20 protein-coding genes are annotated in these 17,774 nt (G+C 61.8%); 14 read left to right on the top strand and 6 right to left on the bottom strand.

Translation table 11 applies throughout. The annotated features are described in order from the left end of the window. Window positions 1–2 precede the first annotated feature (2 nt). Window positions 3–464, bottom strand: coding sequence for an outer membrane lipoprotein (locus CNQ84_RS03480; RefSeq protein WP_096003524.1), 462 nt, complete (start codon window positions 462–464; stop codon window positions 3–5). 273 nt (window positions 465–737) lie between these two features. On the opposite strand from CNQ84_RS03480, the gene CNQ84_RS03475 reads away from it, so the two are divergent. Continuing rightward, a complete protein-coding gene (locus CNQ84_RS03475) occupies window positions 738–1,013 on the top strand; it encodes a hypothetical protein (protein WP_235827177.1) in 276 nt (91 codons plus the stop codon). 130 nt (window positions 1,014–1,143) lie between these two features. Here CNQ84_RS03475 and CNQ84_RS03470 read toward each other — a convergent pair whose 3' ends face one another. Further along, entirely contained in the window at window positions 1,144–2,286 is a 1,143-nt protein-coding gene (locus tag CNQ84_RS03470; protein ID WP_096003523.1) for a 1-acyl-sn-glycerol-3-phosphate acyltransferase, read from the bottom strand. Window positions 2,287–2,399: 113 nt separating this feature from the next. Between CNQ84_RS03470 and CNQ84_RS03465 the strand changes: the two genes are divergently transcribed. The 3 genes from CNQ84_RS03465 to CNQ84_RS03455 are packed head-to-tail and all read left to right on the top strand — an operon-like array spanning window position 2,400 to window position 3,504. Beyond that, a complete protein-coding gene (locus tag CNQ84_RS03465; RefSeq protein WP_202974581.1) occupies window positions 2,400–2,594 on the top strand; it encodes a CPXCG motif-containing cysteine-rich protein in 195 nt (64 codons plus the stop codon). 2 nt (window positions 2,595–2,596) lie between these two features. Then, window positions 2,597–2,857 (top strand): putative signal transducing protein, encoded by a 261-nt coding sequence (locus CNQ84_RS03460; RefSeq protein WP_096003522.1) that lies wholly within the window; start codon window positions 2,597–2,599, stop codon window positions 2,855–2,857. Continuing rightward, window positions 2,854–3,504, top strand: a complete 651-nt coding sequence (locus CNQ84_RS03455; protein ID WP_165771210.1) for an SOS response-associated peptidase — start codon at window positions 2,854–2,856, stop codon at window positions 3,502–3,504. Before CNQ84_RS03460 ends, CNQ84_RS03455 begins: the two co-directional genes overlap by 4 nt. Here the strand turns inward: CNQ84_RS03455 and CNQ84_RS03450 are convergent. Then, complete coding sequence (locus CNQ84_RS03450; RefSeq protein ID WP_096003520.1) at window positions 3,489–5,627, bottom strand: methyl-accepting chemotaxis protein; 2,139 nt, start codon at window positions 5,625–5,627, stop codon at window positions 3,489–3,491. The genes CNQ84_RS03455 and CNQ84_RS03450 overlap by 16 nt on opposite strands. Window positions 5,628–5,824: 197 nt before the next feature. Between CNQ84_RS03450 and CNQ84_RS03445 the strand changes: the two genes are divergently transcribed. The 3 genes from CNQ84_RS03445 (at window position 5,825) to CNQ84_RS03435 (ending at window position 7,896) form a co-directional block, all read left to right on the top strand. Beyond that, window positions 5,825–5,956: an entericidin A/B family lipoprotein gene (locus CNQ84_RS03445; RefSeq protein WP_096003519.1), complete on the top strand. Its 132-nt coding sequence runs from the start codon at window positions 5,825–5,827 to the stop codon at window positions 5,954–5,956. A 304-nt stretch (window positions 5,957–6,260) separates the two neighbouring features. Continuing rightward, entirely contained in the window at window positions 6,261–7,067 is an 807-nt protein-coding gene (locus CNQ84_RS03440; RefSeq protein ID WP_096003518.1) for a M48 family metallopeptidase, read from the top strand. Between the two features lie 175 nt (window positions 7,068–7,242). Continuing rightward, window positions 7,243–7,896 carry a 7-cyano-7-deazaguanine/7-aminomethyl-7-deazaguanine transporter gene (locus CNQ84_RS03435; protein WP_096003517.1) on the top strand — a complete coding sequence of 218 codons (654 nt, stop codon included), beginning with the start codon at window positions 7,243–7,245 and terminating at the stop codon, window positions 7,894–7,896. Window positions 7,897–7,937: 41 nt separating this feature from the next. Here the strand turns inward: CNQ84_RS03435 and chrA are convergent, their stop codons facing one another. Continuing rightward, window positions 7,938–9,290, bottom strand: a complete 1,353-nt coding sequence (chrA, locus tag CNQ84_RS03430; protein WP_096003516.1) for a chromate efflux transporter — start codon at window positions 9,288–9,290, stop codon at window positions 7,938–7,940. Between the two features lie 297 nt (window positions 9,291–9,587). Here chrA and CNQ84_RS03425 point away from each other — a divergent pair, with 297 nt between their 5' ends. Continuing rightward, window positions 9,588–10,034, top strand: coding sequence for a DUF2846 domain-containing protein (locus CNQ84_RS03425; RefSeq protein WP_165771209.1), 447 nt, complete (start codon window positions 9,588–9,590; stop codon window positions 10,032–10,034). A gap of 52 nt (window positions 10,035–10,086) precedes the next feature. Here the strand turns inward: CNQ84_RS03425 and CNQ84_RS03420 are convergent, their stop codons facing one another. After that, entirely contained in the window at window positions 10,087–10,749 is a 663-nt protein-coding gene (locus tag CNQ84_RS03420) for a DsbA family oxidoreductase (protein ID WP_096003514.1), read from the bottom strand. A gap of 117 nt (window positions 10,750–10,866) precedes the next feature. Here CNQ84_RS03420 and CNQ84_RS03415 point away from each other — a divergent pair, with 117 nt between their 5' ends. From CNQ84_RS03415 to CNQ84_RS03395, 5 genes are all read left to right on the top strand, one after another. Then, window positions 10,867–11,103 (top strand): DUF1272 domain-containing protein, encoded by a 237-nt coding sequence (locus CNQ84_RS03415; protein WP_096003513.1) that lies wholly within the window; start codon window positions 10,867–10,869, stop codon window positions 11,101–11,103. Continuing rightward, complete coding sequence (locus tag CNQ84_RS03410; protein ID WP_096003512.1) at window positions 11,103–11,696, top strand: LysE family translocator; 594 nt, start codon at window positions 11,103–11,105, stop codon at window positions 11,694–11,696. The genes CNQ84_RS03415 and CNQ84_RS03410 overlap by 1 nt, the downstream gene beginning before the upstream one ends. 277 nt (window positions 11,697–11,973) lie before the next feature. Continuing rightward, window positions 11,974–13,659 carry a carbon starvation CstA family protein gene (locus CNQ84_RS03405; protein WP_096003511.1) on the top strand — a complete coding sequence of 562 codons (1,686 nt, stop codon included), beginning with the start codon at window positions 11,974–11,976 and terminating at the stop codon, window positions 13,657–13,659. Beyond that, window positions 13,649–13,930, top strand: coding sequence for a cory-CC-star protein (locus CNQ84_RS03400; RefSeq protein ID WP_096003510.1), 282 nt, complete (start codon window positions 13,649–13,651; stop codon window positions 13,928–13,930). The genes CNQ84_RS03405 and CNQ84_RS03400 overlap by 11 nt, the downstream gene beginning before the upstream one ends. Then, complete coding sequence (locus CNQ84_RS03395) at window positions 13,873–14,964, top strand: ArsA family ATPase (RefSeq protein WP_342745746.1); 1,092 nt, start codon at window positions 13,873–13,875, stop codon at window positions 14,962–14,964. Before CNQ84_RS03400 ends, CNQ84_RS03395 begins: the two co-directional genes overlap by 58 nt. A gap of 5 nt (window positions 14,965–14,969) precedes the next feature. Here the strand turns inward: CNQ84_RS03395 and CNQ84_RS03390 are convergent, their stop codons facing one another. Further along, a complete protein-coding gene (locus tag CNQ84_RS03390) occupies window positions 14,970–16,211 on the bottom strand; it encodes an ABC transporter substrate-binding protein (RefSeq protein WP_407920668.1) in 1,242 nt (413 codons plus the stop codon). Between the two features lie 214 nt (window positions 16,212–16,425). Between CNQ84_RS03390 and CNQ84_RS03385 the strand changes: the two genes are divergently transcribed. Then, window positions 16,426–17,745 carry a beta/alpha barrel domain-containing protein gene (locus tag CNQ84_RS03385; RefSeq protein ID WP_096003507.1) on the top strand — a complete coding sequence of 440 codons (1,320 nt, stop codon included), beginning with the start codon at window positions 16,426–16,428 and terminating at the stop codon, window positions 17,743–17,745. Window positions 17,746–17,774 lie beyond the last annotated feature (29 nt).

Genomic DNA, 17,774 nt, shown 5'->3' with positions numbered 1-17,774 from the left:
GGCTACTTGACCACCCGAGACTGGCCATTGACCGTCATGATGCGAACACGGTCACCGGGCGCAAAGTTCACTCCATCCACGGCTTCCTGCACGTAGGCTCGAGTATAGCCACCATCTTCATTGACGGTAATTTCCACACCCTGGGTCCGGGTAATACCCTCCTCGGCCGCCGCCCCGGCAACGCCACCGGCAAGCGCACCCACAATGGCAGCAATCGTACTGCCGCGCCCGCCGCCGACCGTGCTACCGGCAACACCACCGATTGCCGCACCCGCAGCCGGCCCGATCACCGTCTTGGTGCCTTCAATCTGAACCAAACGAACCGATTCGACAGTGCCCTGACGCACCGTCTGCGGTGCTCTGGCATCTTCCCGGCTGTACACATCACCGGTCAGGGACGACGCACAACCACCCAGCGCCAGAAGCGCACCTAGTACAACTGCTGCAAACGCCTGCTTTTTCATGATTAACCACCTCGCTGAAAGCGACCCCGCCGAACCTGCTACCGGCGCTGTCGTCGAAAAAGAGTAACACGCTGTACTTGGACAACCATTGATCGGAAAGTGATCAATCCGAGTCGAAATCAATCGCGGCCTGGCATAACATCGGCCGCGCTTATGAACCGGCGCACTGAAAATGCCGCGCCATGTCATCCCTTTTTTGTACTCCGTCGTAACCTGTAAAACCACAATAATAGACAGCTGGTTGCCCGAGTCCGAGACACCGGAGGTACTGCCGTGTTCCCATTGCAGGCAGCCTGGCTTTATTACCTGGAAAACCCGGCACTGGTCCTCAACGGCCTTGCCCTGTTCTTTGCCGTCAACGGCAGCTGGTTGTGGATCGCCACCCAACTGCGCAGCAGCCTGGGCCGTCAGCGACTGGCAACCCTGCCGCCCAGTGAGAGCGAGCCGACTCTCACCCGCGATCAGCGCATCAACCGCCTGTTCTACAGTGTCGGCGCCGTGTGCCTGGGCCTGGCCACGCTGCTATCGCTGACCAGCACCCAGCTCTAGGGTCTGTTGACGTTTCGCTCGCCCGCCTGCCGTAGTTTTGTTTCGGCCTGGCAAGGCGACTGTCCTCCTTGCTTCTTGATTGGCGGCCTTACAGGCAGCAACAGGTGGATGAACGAAACGTCAACAGCCCCTAGGGAAGCACCCGCAGGCGGCTGCGCACCGGATTGGCATACTGCAACAGCCAGTACGGACGCAGCGCCTCGGGTAAAGCGTCAAGGCGCGCGCTGAAGCGCTGCTGCTCCTGCGCCAACTCAAGCGCCGAAAAGCCCTCTCGCCAATCGGACAACGCCGGCGGCAACGCGTCCTGCTGCTCAAAGGCAAGGTAGTTGGACGGATACAGGCGATAGTTGCCCAGCACCTGGCGGTCCACCTCGGCCACCACCGCACGGGCATCCGCCATCCCGGCCGGCAACGGCGTCCCAAAGGCCACGTGCACCCGCCCCTTGTAACCGGTCAGCCCCATGGCGATGGAACGATCGTCCTCGCCTGCCTCCTTCACGTAGGCTCCGGTCCGGGCACGCTGCTCCAGCTCGCGCGCCTTCATGCCGTCACAGGGGTCCCACTCGTAAGAGATCGACACCGGCACCATGTTCAGTGACGCGATCACCTCGTCAAAAGGCTCGCTCTTGCGGCTCATGCAAAACATCTTGATGATCGCCGAATCGGTTTCATCCAGGCCGTCCTTGGCGCGCCCTTCGGCCTGAGCAATCCAGATCGACTCACCCTCGGCAATCGAGTGGCTGATATAGGCGGACAGATTCTGATAGGCCTGCAGCTTCTCGCGCCGTCCCGTCAGGGAGCGATGCACGATAAAGCTCTTGTTCAGCCGCATCAGATCGCTGACAAAGGGGCGCTGCAGCAGGTTATCGCCAATGGCGATACGCGGCGTCGGATGGCCGGCGTGATAGAGCGCATAGTTGACAAAGGCGGGGTCCATCACGATATCGCGATGGTTGGCGATAAACAGGTGTGGCTGGGTGGCGCTGAGCTGGTCCAGACCGCTGTAGGTAACCTCCAGCGTGCTGCGCTCGATCAGCCGATCGAGGTAGGGCTCCAGGCGGTGTTGCAGGTCCTCTACCGTCGCCACGCCACGTGCTTCCCGGCGCAATGCTGCCTGTACCACGCGACGACTGAGCCCCGGCAGCAGCCGATTCAGCTTCGGCAGCCGATAGGCCGCCAGCATGCGCATCAACTCCTGATCGGCCAGCAGTCGCTGCAGCACCGCCGGTACTTCGGCATCGTTGTACGGGCGGATGCCCTCGAACTCGCTCATGTCACCCTCTGAGTCTTATCATCAGCCGCGCATTATGCGTCGCTGACCGTGGTTTCGCCAGATTGACGATACCGCTACACTTTGTGTCACACACGTCCGACGGAGTACTCCCAGTGCAGGCACTGGAAGAAGCCAACCTCACTTGCCCACACTGTGGCGAACCGATCACCCTGCTGCTCGATTTGAGCGGTGGCAGCCAGTCCTATACCGAGGATTGCGAGATCTGCTGCCAGCCGATTCTGGTCAGCCTGTGGATGGATGAGCACAGCGAAGAAGTCCATATCGACCTGCGCCGGGAACAGGACTGAGCATGCAATGCGTCTACCGACCGGCCGATCTGGCCGAAGCCGACCTGCTGTGCGCCATGCTGGCCGATCACCACATCCACAGCCAGGTCAGTGGACGCTATCTGCAAGGCGCAATCGGTGACTTGCCGGTACATGACCTGCTTGGCCTGTGGGTGCAGGATGAAGACCAGGCACGCAGCGACCAGCTGATTCAGCAATATCTCAGCGCTACGCCGGTTGACGACGATGACAGCTGGCAGATCAGCCCGGAGCAGCAGCCGTGAGCGGTCGACTTGCCCAGTTCAGCCCTCCGCACAGCCACCTGCCCGCCGACTGGAAACCCAGCTGGAACCTGGCTCCGGGCAAACCGCTATTGATCCTGCGCAAACAAGCCGGCCAGATCGAGTGTGTACAGGTGCTATGGAATCTTACCCCGACCTGGCTGACTGACCTCAGTCGCGCCAGTTTCTCGGCCCGCGCCGAGTACCTGCATGAAAAGCCCATGTTCCGCCAGGCCTTTGCCCAGCGACGCTGCCTGATCCCGGTTGATGGTTACTTTCTCTGGCTGCAGCAGGGGGCGCGCAAGCAACCCTGGTACGTGCGACGAAAGGAAGGAGGGCTGGCACTGGCGGGGCTATGGGAGCGCTACCAGCTTGATGACGGCCAATTCTGGGATAGCTGCGCCTTGATCACCGTGCCTGCCAAGGGACTGGCCGGCCGCCTTGGCGATCGCATGCCAGCGGCCCTGAACAGCGGAGAGCAGGCCATCTGGCTGGCCGACCGCACCGCTGTCAGCGCCCTGCAGCCGCTGCTACTGAACGCCGAGGGGCGTATCGAGATGATCTACCCGGTCAACCCGGCAGTCAGCAACCCGGCCACGGCCGGGCCGCATTGCTGCAACCCGAGCGGCCCGGCTCAGACCTTGAACTGATTGATCAGTCGACGCTGATGCTCAGCCAGCTTGGTCAGCGAGCCGCTGGCCTGTGAGGCCTCATCGGCACCCTTGGCGACCGCCTTGGCCACCGTGTCGATGGTGGTCACATTGCGGTTGATGTCTTCGGCTACCGCGCTTTGTTCCTCGGCGGCGCTGGCGATCTGGTTGTTCATATCATTGATCACCGATACTGCCTGGGTAATCGACGTCAACGCCGCATCGGCCTCTTCTGCCTGCAATACACTCTGCTCGGTGCGTGTACGGCTCTGCTCCATCACCTTCACGGTATCGCGGGTGCCGTTTTGCAGTTGCTCGATCATGTGCTGAATTTCTTCCGTCGAACTCTGGGTTTTTTGCGCCAGGTTACGCACTTCATCAGCCACCACGGCAAAACCGCGACCTTGTTCGCCAGCACGGGCGGCCTCAATGGCAGCGTTCAAAGCCAGCAGGTTGGTCTGCTCGGCAATGCCACGAATGGTGTCGAGGATACCGGTGATGTTCTCGCTGTTACGGGCCAACGCCTGAACGCTGTCCACCGCGCGCTGAATATCCTGCGACAGGCTCTGAATGGTTTCAGAGGTCGCCCTAACGACTTCACGGCCATGGCTGGCGGAGCCGTCAGCATTGTGCGCGGCGCTGGCAGCCTGAGAGGCATTGCGCGCCACGTCCTGCGCGGTGGCGGTCATTTCGGTGACAGCGGTGGCAACCAGGTCGATCTCGCTGAGCTGACGCTGCACGCCGTCGTTGGTGCGCATCGCGATATCCGCCGTATGCTCGGAGGCATCGGTCACCTGCTGCACCGAGCCGACCACTTCGCGGATCATGCCCTGCAATTTGTCCAGGAAGGCATTGAAGCCACGGGCAATATCGCCCAGCTCGTCCGCTCGATCAGCCGCCAGACGCTTGGTCAAATCCCCTTCGCCCTTAGCGATGTCATCCAGCATCGCCACCAGCTGGCGGGCCGGTTTGGCCAGACTGTAGGCCAGCAACACCATCACGACCAGGCCGGCCAGCGCCACCAGCAGGCCGATACCCGCCAACAGCAGCGAGTCCTGAACACGCATGTCGGTAAGATCGTTATCCAGTTGGTTGAACTCCGCCATGACCACATCCAGCGGCAGCTTGATAACCAGAGCCCAGCGCACGTCAGTACCATCCAGGGTGATCGGCATGATCAACTGCATATGATCAGTCCCCTCGCGATCCACCTCGAACAGCGGCTCGCTGCCTAGTCTGGAAATACTTTCAAGCTCCTGCTTATCCAGCACGGTAGCTGCCTGGTCGCCCGGTTTGGCGCCCTCCCCGGTATAAGCCACCAGACGTCCGGTGGAGCTGACCAGCGCCTGCTCGCCTGCACCGTCGTACAGATCCTCGTCACTTGCGCGCAGCATACCCTGCAAAAAATCCATGGAGAGGTCGGCACCGGCGACGCCCATGAACTCGCCATCGCTGATGATCGGCACCGTGAAAGACGACAGCAAAACGGTTTTGCCACCCACCTCGTAGGGCGCAGGATCGATCACACAGGGACGCATGGTCTCGCGCGGGCAAAGATAGTATTCGCCGGTTCTGACGCCGTTATCGAGAATGGTTTCATCCTCAAGATCGCCCAAGGCCTCGAGGGACAGTTCGCCATCGGCATTTCGGAACCACAGCGGCATATAGCGGCCGGTACCGTTATAGCCATCGGTTTCGATGCCTTCAAAAAAGCTGTCGAGATTATCCAGGGAGTTAGGCTCCCAGCCCACGTAGGCGTCCCACAGGTTCGGATTCTGCTCCAGCGTCATGCGGATGACGCGGGTCATTTCTTCACGCCCCATCATCAGTGCCGGCATGCCATCATCCTGAATCTGGCCCAGCATCGAGTTGAGCTGCGCCAGTTGGGAGGCAACGGCCAGCGGGTACTCGAGATGACGGCGGATACGCGCCTGCTCGCCAGAGGCAATCGCCTGTACCCGATCCTTTACCAGTTCATCGATCAGTACACGCGAACGTTCCTGCACATGTTTCTGACTACGTTCTGCCGAATAGACCGAATAGAGCGTCATCACACCAACGGCGATAAACAGGCAGGCACCGGCCAAAACGGCGATGGACAGCTGAATGGACCTGAATTTCATGGATTACCTCTACTCGGGGGGCTGCAGGGCGTCGAACGATACCGCTTCATCGGGTATATCGGCCAGCGATAAAAAAACTACAGTCATGTGCATACTTTGTCAGCGTTTCGCTGTCCCACCCTTTAAGCTGCCCCTGCCAGGTGGCAGCTACGGCTGGAGTATTCCGGCACCTCCAACTTCTGTCAGGAGCATAGATCATGAAGCAAGCACTGGTGATTTTGCTGTTTACGCTGTTTGGTACCGCAGGGCTGACTGGCTGCAACACGGTCGCGGGCGTCGGTGAGGATGTTCAGGCGGTAGGTGACGGTATTCAGGACGCCGCCAACTAGCGCAAGACCTCGAGCCAGCATCGACTGAAAGGCCGCTTGGGCCTGCTCAGGACTCTACAATGGCGGCGCCCAACCGTTGCTTAGAGACCTGCGCAGGCCCTGAACGTGACACAGGTAACACGACTACTTTTCGCCACCCGGCCCGGTTCTGTTACCCTTGCGCCACGCCAACGTCACCCATCGCCGCCTGCTTTGCCTGGCGGCAACAACGGCCGTGGGCGACCAGTCACGCTGCCCTGACCCTGTCGGCGCAGCCTGAACTCAACCGACTCCAACTTCATCAGACACCAAGGAAGTATCTGCCATGCGACTGCGTTTTCTCCTCTGCCTGCCCCTCGTTCTGCTGGTCGGCTGCCAGAGCGTTCAAACCACCCAGGGCGGCAATGTCGGCGTCAACCGCACCCAGTACATGATGGGAGGCCTGTCAGCCGAAGAGGTCAACCAGATGGCAGACGAGGCCTATCAGGAGACCCTGGCAGAAGCCAAGAAGCAAGGCCTGCTCAACACCAACGCCGCGACCGTGCGCCGTCTCAACACGATCGCCGGCAAGCTGATCGAGGAAGTCCCGCATTTCCGCGACGACGCCAGCAGCTGGGACTGGGAAGTCAACCTGATCAAAGACGACCAACTGAACGCCAGCTGCGCGCCCGGCGGCAAAATTCTGTTCTACTCCGGCATCATCGACCAGCTGCAACTCAGCGATGACGAGATCGCCCAGATCATGGGGCACGAAATTGCCCACGCCCTGCGCGAGCATGGCCGCGAAGCCATCTCTCGAGCCTACGTCACACAGATGGGCACCCAGCTGGCAGGCGCCCTGCTCGGATTGGGTGATGCCGGCAACCAGGCAGCTCAGATGGCCGTGCAGTACGGCCTGACGCTGCCCAACAGCCGCTCCAACGAAAGCGAAGCCGACCTGATCGGTCTGGAACTGGCAGCCCGTGCCGGCTACAACCCGCAGGCTGCGGTCAGCCTGTGGCAGAAAATGCAGGCCGCGTCCCAGGGCGAGCCGCCCGCGTTCATGAGCACTCACCCCTCTTCCGCCGGTCGCATCCAGGCCCTGCAGGCGGCCACGCCTCAGGTGCAACCGCTGTACGAAGCCGCCAGATAGGCACCTTCCGACCGGCGTAGCACCCGCTCCGCCGGTCGGAAAGCCGCAAAGACGCTAGTCAATCGCCGCAAAACCGGTACAATTGCGCGCCGTTCGACCCCGAACGACATGGGTTCCCTCACCCCATTTGACAAAACGGCGGACCAACCGGTCCGAATCGTAAAAAGGACGACACATGACCGTACTTACCTCCGGCATGCAGCGCCGCGCGCTCGCACTGCTGATCAGCTTTCACATCATCATCATCATTGCCAGCAACTACCTGGTGCAGCTGCCGATCACATTGTTCGGCTACCACACCACTTGGGGCGCCTTCAGCTTTCCGTTCATCTTCCTCGCTACCGATCTGACCGTTCGCCTGCTCGGCAAACAGGCCGCGCGCCGCGTCATTGCTCGCGTCATGCTGCCGGCGCTGGTTGCTTCGTACCTGGTGTCGGTGGTGTTCCAGGAAGGCAGCTATCGCGGCGTGTCATCGCTGCTGTCGTTCAATGATTTCGTCCTGCGCATCTCGCTGGCCAGCTTCGTCGCCTATGTCATCGGCCAGTTACTCGACATTCAGGTATTCGACCGCCTGCGCCGTATCAAGGCCTGGTGGATTGCCCCCAGCCTGTCGACCGTGCTGGGCAACCTGGCCGACACCTTTGCCTTCTTTTCGGTCGCCTTCTGGCACAGCAGCAACCCCTTCATGGCCGAGCACTGGGTGGAAATTGCAACCGTCGACTACGCCATCAAGCTGATTATCAGCATGCTGCTGTTCCTGCCGCTCTACGGCGTACTGCTGCGCACCCTGATGAACCGTCTGGGTGGCCCGGCTCACTCCGCTGCCTGAAACAGGGCTTGCGGTAGCGGCGCTATCCGGCTGACGACCACTCAGGGCAGCCAGCCGGCCCAGCCCAACAGCAGACCTGCTGCCCCGCACAGCAGCAGCGTCTGCAGCGCCGTCCAGCCACGCCCGAACATCAGCACCGCGGCTATCGCCGCCAGGCCCAGCGCCAGCCAGTCGGGACCCTGCCCCTGCGGCATGAAGACATGCCAGGCAAAGAACAGCGCCAGGTTCAGGATCACCCCTACCACCGCCGCGCTGACGGCCGTCAGTGGCGCACTGAAGCCAAGCTCCCCACGCGTTGCTTCAATCAGGGGCGCCCCACCCAGCACGAACAGAAAGGACGGCAGGAAGGTGAACCAGCACACCAGCAATGCTGCCAGTGCACCACCCGCAAACAGCTGCTCCGGCCCCAGCACCTGCCCCAGATAGCCGCCGACAAAGGCAACAAAGGCGACCACCATGATCAGCGGCCCCGGCGTACTTTCACCCAGCGCCAGCCCGTCAATCATCTGCAAGGGCGATAGCCAGCCAAACTGCACCACCGCCCCCTGGTAGACGTAAGGCAATACCGCATAGGCACCGCCAAAGGTCAGCAGCGCCGCCTTGGTAAAGAACCAGGCCATCTGCGTCAGGGTACCGTCCCAACCCACGCTGGCAGTCAACACCAGCATCGGCAAACACCACAGCACCGCCCCCAGCAGCATCAGACGTGCCAGACGCAGCCGGCTGAAGCGGGCGTGCTCAGGCGTCGGGGTATGGTCGTCGATCAGCGCTGGTGCCGCCGATGAGGTCGCCGCCTCGCCGCCACCGGTGGTAAAGGCGCCGGGGCGCCAACGCGCGCCGAGTGCTCCGGCCAGAGCGGCGCCCAGAACAATCAGCGGAAAGGGAAGACGCCAAAAGAAGATCGCGGCAAAGGCCACGGCAGCGATCGTCCATAACCAGCCATTGCGCAGCACCCGCCCGCCAATGCGCCAGGCAGCCTGAAACACCACGACCACTACCGCCGGCTTAATCGCATAGAAGAACCCGGCGACCAGTGGCACCTGGCCGAATACCAGATATACCCAGGCCAGCACGATCAGCAGCAGCAACGACGGCAAAATGAACAACAGCCCGGCGGCCACACCACCCCAGGTGCGGTGCAGCAACCACCCCAGATAAGTCGCCAACTGCTGCGCCTCAGGCCCTGGCAGCAGCATGCAGTAATTCAGCGCGTGCAAAAAACGTCGCTCTGACAACCAGCGCCGCCGGGTCACCAGCTCCTCGTGCATCAGGGCAATCTGCCCAGCCGGACCGCCAAAACTGATAAAGCCCAGTTTCAGCCAAAACAGCAGCGCCTGGCGCAGCGATGCCTGCGCCACTGGCTGCCCTGCAGCCCCGGTCTGGGATGAATCCATGCCAGCCTCTCTCCTGTTCTCAGCCATCGTTGGCATTAGGGAAGCATGCCAACCTCAGATTGCAACCTGATTGCAATCTGACTGAAAAATAGGGCTAGCGGAATATCATCGGCAGGGGCATTATTTCGCCATCGCAGGCACTGCCTCGCGGCCCTCCTGCGGCATGGATGCCCCGATACTCTGCCCTGTTTCCCTGTTGCCCTGTTTCCCGGCGTTTCAACGCTGGCGCTTTCGTGCACCAGCTGCCAGCGCCGTCAAGCAACCAAGAGCATCACCCACAAAAAAAGGATGGACCCGATGTTGATCAGAAACACGCTTTTCTCTGCCGTACTCGTTGCCGCGGCAATGGCCACAGGCTGCGCCAGCATTAACAAGGCGCCCAGCGCCATGAACACCGAAGCCAAGCAGTTCAACACCCACCCGGATTACGCCCAAGTTTACGTCTACCGTAATGAAACCTTTGGGGCCGCACTATCGATGCCGGTATCGGTGGATGGCAGGCAGGCGGGCACCACCGGGCCCAAGTCATTCTTCCGCTTCCAGCTCGAACCGGGTCAGCACACCATCAGCTCACAAAATGGCGCCTCGTCGCTCCTGCTCAACACCGAAGCAAACCGCAACTACTTTGTCTGGCAGGAAGTGAAAATGGGCCTGGTCTCCGGTGGCTCCAAGCTGCAGGTTGTCAGCGAGCAACAGGGCCGCGCCGGCGTTCAGCAGTGCACCATGATCAAGAGCAACCTCTAGGCAAGCTCTGATAACTCCACACGCCCTGCGCGGCGTTCAGGCTGCCGGTCACCTAGGCCGGCGCACCCTCGGCATCTTGCCGGACAATCTCGCGCAACGACTGCACCAGATAGTCCGGCTCCTGCGCACCCGAGATCAAATAACGGCCATTGATCACAAAGGCCGGCACGGACGAGATACCGGCTTGCTGCCACTTGGCCTCATCGGCGCGCACGATGTCGGCAAAGCGGTCAGTGTCTAGCACCTGCTCGGCCTCGGCTGCGTCCAAACCGGCCGCGCGCACCGCCTCCAGCAAGACGCCTTTATCGCTGACGTCTTTCGCTTCGCCAAAGTAAGCGTCAAACAGGGCCTGCTTCATCGCCGTCTGCCGACCATGCTCGGCCGCCCATTTGACCAGCCGGTGTCCATCAAAGGTGTTGGCGGTGCTGCGTTCCTGCATATGGGTAAAATTCAGCCCCAGATCGGTGGCGATACGGATCATGTTGTCCTGCGCCGCCCGCATCTCGGCTTCGGTACGGCCGTATTTACGTGACAGTGCCTCGACGATGGGCATCGGCTGCTGATTCGGGTCAGGGTTGAGTTCAAAGGCATGCCACTCGACCTGCCCATCGATCTCACCCTTGAGCGTGGCCAACGCCTGCTCCAGGCGCGCATAGCCGATGGCGCACCAGGGGCAGGCAATGTCGGAAACGATATCAATGGTCAGGCTTTGCATGGGCTTGCTCGCATCAGTAAAAAAGTCAGTACTCAGCGTACACCCTTGCCAGCCAGCTTTCACCGCGCATCAGCCACTGCTATAACAGCGAATAAGCCCGTTACCGGAATCCGCCCCATGCTGCAACTACGCCCCAACTGCGAGTGCTGCGACACCGACCTGCCAGCTGATGCCAGCAACGCCCTGATCTGCAGTTTTGAATGCACCTTTTGCCAGACCTGCGCAGCACAGCGCTTTGGCGGACGCTGCCCCAACTGCGGCGGCAATCTTGTCGCCCGGCCCGTCCGACCTGCATCGCTACTGCAGCGCTACCCCGCCAGCACCGAGCGCGTTCTCAAGGCGCAGGACAGCTGATGAGCCTGGCAGCCCTGCTGTCACTGTTTCTGGCTCTGATCGCCCTCGCACTGCTGCCCAGCAGCAGCGTTGCCCTGGTCGTCGTGCGCAGTGCCGAGCGGGGCACCGGCCATGGCCTGGCCGCCGCAGCGGGCATTACGCTGGCAGATCTGCTGTTGGCCGCACTGGCGCTGGCCGGCTGGCAGGCAGCAATGGAAAGCCTGGGCTCCCTGTTCCAACTATTGCGCTGGCTGGCTGCGGCCTATCTGGTCTGGTTTGGTTGGACGCTCTGGTGCAGGCAGCCGGCAACCCGTCCACCCTCTGGCACTGCAGGCAGTTGGGGCACCAGCCTGCTGGCCGGGCTGATGTTGACCCTCGGTGATATCAAGGCGTTGGTGTTTTATGCCAGTTTCTTCCCGCTCTTTGTGGCCGCCCCACTGACACCGCTGTTATGCCTGCAGGTGCTGGGCACCACCGCAGCCGCGCTGCTACTGGTCAAGGGGACGTATGCGCTGGTCGGTAGCCGACTGTCCAGCCCGCTTGAGCAGCCTGCCGCCCGCAAGCTTGGCGGCGGCTTGATGATTGGCTGCGGCCTGTGGCTTGCCAGTCGCTAGGGTCTGTTGCCGTTTCGCTCTCCCGTCTGTTGCTGCCTGTAAAGCCGCCAATCAAGGAGCGAGAAACGTGGCGTGGTCATTCCACCACAAGCGACCGACAACGCAGCATGGCCGAAAAAGGGCCGCCGGCAAGCGAGTGAGCGAAACGGCAACAGACTCTAGCCTAGACATTAGTCGTAAAACGCCTGCCGCCACGCTGAACTATAGTCGTAAGTGGCTTGCCTGAGACAAAGGCATCCCCTTAAAACAAGACCCAACCGCACAGGAGCCCCACCCCATGAGCGCAGCGATCCTTCTGCTGATCGGGCTGGTATTGATGTCCCTCGGGTACCTCATTTACTCACGCTTTATCGCCCAGCGTATTTACCGCCTCGACCCGGACTTTCGTACTCCGGCGCACGAATTTGAAGACGGCATCGACTTCGTCCCCACCAACCGCTTCGTTCTCTGGGGCCACCATTTCACCTCGGTTGCCGGCGCTGCGCCCATTGTGGGCCCGGCCATTGCCGTTATCTGGGGCTGGTTGCCCGCCTTTCTCTGGGTGGTCATGGGCACCATCTTTTTCGCTGGCGTGCACGACATGGGCGCGATCTGGGCCAGTGTGCGCAACAAGGCAAAATCGGTCGGCTCGCTGACCGGCGACGTGGTCGGCAAGCGCGCCCGCAGCATTTTCATGATCGTCATCTTCCTGGTACTGCTGATGGTCAACGCAGTGTTCGCAGTGGTGATCGCCAAGCTGATGATGAACTTCCCCACTGCGGTGCTGCCGGTGTGGGGCGCTATCGTCGTCGCCCTGATCGTCGGCCAGTTGATCTATCGCCGTATCGTCAGCCTGCCGGTGGTATCGGTCATCGGTGTGGTCGCGCTGTATGCGCTGATCTGGGCCGGCCCCAGCGTGCCGATTCAGATGCCGGCCGAGGTAGCGGGCCTGTCCGGCAACGCGGTGTGGATTCTGCTGCTGTTTCTCTATGCCGGTATCGCGTCGGTCCTGCCGGTGTGGATGCTGCTGCAGCCGCGTGACTACATCAACGGCCTGCAGCTGTTTGTTGGCCTGCTGATCCTCTATGGCGCCATCGCCCTGCTCAACCCGGTGCTGGTAGCGCCGATGATCAACAACGATGTGCCCGCCGGCACGCCATCGCTGCTGCCCCTGCTGTTCGTGACCATTGCCTGCGGGGCCATTTCCGGCTTCCACGGACTGGTCGCCTCCGGTACCACCTCCAAGCAGCTGAACAAGGAAACCGACGCCCGCTTTGTCGGTTACTTCGGTGCCATCGGCGAAGGCTGTCTGTCACTGGCAGCGATTCTGGTCGCCTGTGCCGGCTTTGCCAGCCTGACGGACTGGAAAGCCATGTACTCGGCCTTTGGCCAAGGCGGTGTAACGGCTTTCGTTGAAGGCGGCGCCTACGTGATCCACAACGGCCTGGGCCTGCCGCAGGTCACAGCAGCGACCCTGCTGACCGTGATGGCCGCGCTGTTCGCCGGCACCACCATGGACACGGGCCTGCGCCTGCAGCGTTACATCTTCCAGGAATGGGGCGAAATCTATAACCAGCCATGGATGAAAAAGCCGCTGCCGGCTACCTTGCTGGCCATCGGCACCTGCCTGCTGCTGGCCTTTGGTGCCGGCGGTGCAGACGGCTCCGGCGGTATGATCATCTGGCCATTGTTCGGCACCACCAACCAGCTGCTGGCCGGCCTGACCCTGCTGGTAATCACCGTCATGCTGGTGCACATGCGCCGCCCCATGTGGTTTACCCTGCTGCCGTTGTGCTTCCTGCTGCTGATGACCGTGCTGGCTCTGGTGCTGCAGCTCAAGACCTTCTTCGAACAGGAGAACTACTTCCTGCTGGGGCTGGATATCGTGGTACTGGTGGCGGCGATTCTGGTAGCGCTGGAATGCGCCGCAGCGCTCAAGCGCCATCGGGCCCTGGCGGCTACGGAGCAGCCTGATGCCGACTAAACGCAGTGACAGTTGGCGGGCCTGGCTGAGCCAGGCCCGTTTCTTCCTGGAGGAGAGCTACAGCGCGCGCTATCGCGGCGCCATTGCCCGCAGCCGTCGCGACCACGATGACCTGTTCATGCTGCTGGTGTTCAGCGAAATGATGGGCGTGCCCAACCCCGCCGCCTACTACACGCTGGAGCTACAGCCGCTGCTGCTTGAACGCTTTCATGACTGGCATCGACGCATGGGCATGGAACACTCGCCACTGGATCATTTCCGCTGCTGCTGAACGGGAGACCTGTTATTTCAGCCAACCTTTCCAATCTGCTCGAGCGCCGCCTGATCTGGGTCGGCGGCAAGGGCGGTGTGGGCAAGACCACCGTGTCGGCCGCCCTCGCCGTGCTGGCCGCCCAGCGCGGCAAGCGCTGCCTGGTGGTCTCCACCGACCCGGCCCACAGCCTGGGTGATGTGTTTGCCCGGCCGCTCGACGACCATCCCCGCCGTCTGCTGCCCAACCTGGATGCCATGGAAATTGATCCGAACGCCGAGGTGGACGCTCATCTGGCGCGGGTCATCGAACACATGCGCAAACTGGCCGCGCCGGAAATGTTGCAGGAGCTGAAGCGCCAGATGCAGCTGACCCGGCATTCACCCGGCACCCAGGAAGCAGCGCTGCTCGAGCGAATCGCGCGGCTGCTGACGGCGCCTGCGGATGACTACGACCTGATCATCTTTGATACCGCGCCCACCGGCCACACCCTGCGCCTGCTGACGCTGCCCGAAGCCATGGCTGCCTGGACCGACGGCCTGCTCAGTCACAACCGCAAGTCCGCCGAGCTGAGCAAGGTATTGCAGCACCTGACGCCACGCAGTGGGCGCGATCTAGCCAATCCGCTGGCCGACCCCAACGAGGATCAGCTCAGCGGACTGGACCGCCGCAGTCGCGACGTAGCCGACACCCTGCGCAAGCGCCGCCGGCTATTTCACCAGGCCCGGCGTCAGCTGGAAGATCCGGTACAGAGCGGCTTTCTCTTTGTGCTGACACCCGAGCGCCTGCCGATTCTAGAAACCGAACGCGCGGTCAGCGCACTCAGCGAAGCAGGCATTCCGGTCGTCGCGACCCTGGTCAACCGGGTCATTCCCGGCGACGCCGACGGCGATTTTCTGCGCCGGAGGCGCGATCAGGAAGCGCAGTACCTGCGACAGATCGAACAAGCCTTCGCTGCGCTGCCGCGCCCCCAGTTGCCGTGGCTGGAGACCGACGTGCAGGACATCCCTGCGCTGGAGCAGGTCGCAGCGCTGCTCGCCAAGCAGGGCTTCTGACGCCGTTATTGCAAGGTCAGCGGTTGCCCGGCCTCACGACGTACCGTCTGCCATTGCTCCAGCGTCTGGGCAGCCTGCTCACCTGCCAATGAGTCCAGGATCTCGAAATAGTCCTGATGCAGCGGGTCAGCCATCACCTCGGCACGCGGTTTGATCCGCACCGCGTACACCGTTTGCAGGTTCTGGTGATCAAATGTCCGCCAGGTCTGGGTATCTTTCAGCAATTCATAGCTGTGCCCTTCCAGCGCACGAATCAGCGTTTCACTGTCCAATGAGCCCGTGCGGGTGACCGCATCGGCCCACTGATAGACGATGCTGTAGGCTGACGCGGCCGAGCTGGACGGGTAGGTTTCATAGCGCTCGACAAAGTCACCGACAAACTCCTCACCCCGCGCATAGCCAAATTGCGCCGGCACATTCCAGGCCCAGGGCACCGCGCCCATCACCCCCGCCATGACCGCGGGACCGGCCTGCTCGACCATGCTCAGGGTCAGGTTGGGCACCACCACCTGGACATCATCGAAGCGCAGCTGCCGGACAATGCTCATCGCCTTGACCATCTGCTCGCCAAACAGCACCAGCACCAGTACCTCGGGATCAGCATCCTTGGCTTTTTGCAGCGACTCGCGCATTTCACGCAACGACGCATTCGGGAAAGGCACCAGCGTCGCGCCGTGCGTCTCGGTCGAGGTGGTATCAGTAAAGTGCCGCATCGACTGCTCGGTGCTGTGCCCCCAGGTGTAATCGGCGGTCACGTAGTAATAGCGCTTGCCGGCGAACTGCTTCTGCAACTGGGCTGACAGCACCCGCGCCGCCATCCAGGCGTTGTAGCTCTCGCGGAACATATAGCGATGTCCGGCCGCGCCGGTGGTGTCGTTGGAGTAGGTCAGGGTGCCGAAGTAGAGCAGCCCGCGCTCACGAGCACGCTGTCCCGCCGCAATCGCCACCGCACTGGAGGCGCCACCAAACAGCATGCGGGCGCCTTCGTTGGCCAGTTCGTCCACGTTGCGGCGTGCACGCTCGGGATTGGAGGCCGAGTCACGCTCCAGTAGCTGCAATGGCCGGCCCAGCACGCCCCCCGCCTGATTGAGCTCGTCCACTGCCAACAGCGCCCCACGCATCTGCATCAGGCCCTCCTGGGCATATTGTCCGGTGCGAGGCAGGTTCAAACCGAGATAAATGGGGTCAGCTGCAAAGGCCAGTGAACTCCAGCCAAACAGCAGGGTTGGCAGCAGGCAACGCGACAAACGGGCAATAAACGGGCTCATGACAGACATCCTTGAATCGGCAGCACGAATTATGGGTTTTGGATACGGTCAGCGTGCTGATCTACATCATAGGTAACACAGCAAGATGACAACCTGCAGTGTGCTTTGGTCGCAGTTGGCGACCAGATGCGGTGGCAAGGCCGACCTGTCAGTGCTATACACAGGAGCTGACACACCACGGAAGGTAACGCCGATGTCGACAATCGACGACACTCTCAGCAACGCCCATGCGATTCTCGCTGGGGCGCAGGCCAAGATCGATCAACTGCGCAACATCAACCCGTTCTTTATTGACCTGTCCCTGCGCGAAAACCCGGTTGGTGCACGCGTTGGCCAAACCCTGCAGGACAAGCTGGCCATTCTGCCCAAGGTGCGTGAATTCGGGTTCGACAGCATCCTGCTGGGCACCCTCGACTACTCCATGCCCGATGAGCTGGAGGTCGACGACGACTTCATGATGTACCTGCGTGACCATCAGATCGACATGACCGGCTGCTACGCCTTCACCGATATCGGCCTGGTCAACGACGCGGGCGAGTTCACGCCCTCTCCTTCCATGCTCAAGCTGCGTGACTATGGCGTCCCCAATACCCTGCACGAAATTTACCTGAGCCAGGACGGCATGAGCGGCCAGTATGACTTCGCCACCCTGCGGCGCAGCCTGCCGGCCAGCATCGCCTGGCTGCAACAGAACATTCGCGGCGATCACGGCGGCGCACCCAAGATTCTGATCAACGTCGTCGACGGCTGTGACGCCTTTGCCGACAACCCGAGCGAGACGATCGAGATTCTTCAGTTGCTGGCCCAGCAGCCGATTTTTGGCCTGAGCATGGAAGATGATCGCGGCACCTACCTGCCCTTTCAGGTCGGCGCCTTTGTCGCCGTGGCGCGCAGCTGCCTGCCCAGCCCACTCAAGCTGCTGGTGCACATGCATGCTGGCGGCGGGTTCGAGAACGCCTCGGTGCTGGAGGCCCTGCTCAATGGCGCCGACGGCGCCTGGGGCGGCCTGCCCAAGCGCGCTGCCATCATTGGCCACGCCTCGCTCGGGGAGCTGATCGCCAACCTGGTGCGGGTTGGCAACCCGCACATGGCCCAGAACTATCAACTCGATCAACTGTTGCCGCTGGCCACCGGCCTGCAGGTGCTGGACGAGGAAGAGGCAGTACCGGACGATCTGCCGATTCTCGGCCACAACGCCTATCGCTTGCCGCTGAGCTTTTTCCGCCAACGACCAGACCGCTTTATGGATCTGATACCCGAGGCCATCGGCGGCACCTATCGCTACCGCATCTGCCCGGTTGTCAGCGATGCAGCTGTCATTGCCGGACGCCTCGCGGAGGTCACCGGCGAGCCAGCGAGCAACTTCGGGCAACCCGTTCTGGAGCAGATGATTCGGCTGATGCGCCGCGAACTGCGCGCTGGCGAACGCATTGTCTATGATCAACCAGAGCAGCTGATGGCACTGTACCAGCGCGCGGTACACAGCCTCACGGACACACAATCGCCACAGTGAACAACCATAATGGCCACTTGGCATGAAGC

The sequence above is a fragment of the Pseudomonas abyssi genome (assembly GCF_002307495.1).
GTDB classification, from domain to species: domain Bacteria; phylum Pseudomonadota; class Gammaproteobacteria; order Pseudomonadales; family Pseudomonadaceae; genus Halopseudomonas; species Halopseudomonas abyssi.
Note: the sequence above shows the minus strand (reverse complement) of the source record. Positions and strands in the feature narration are given on the sequence as shown.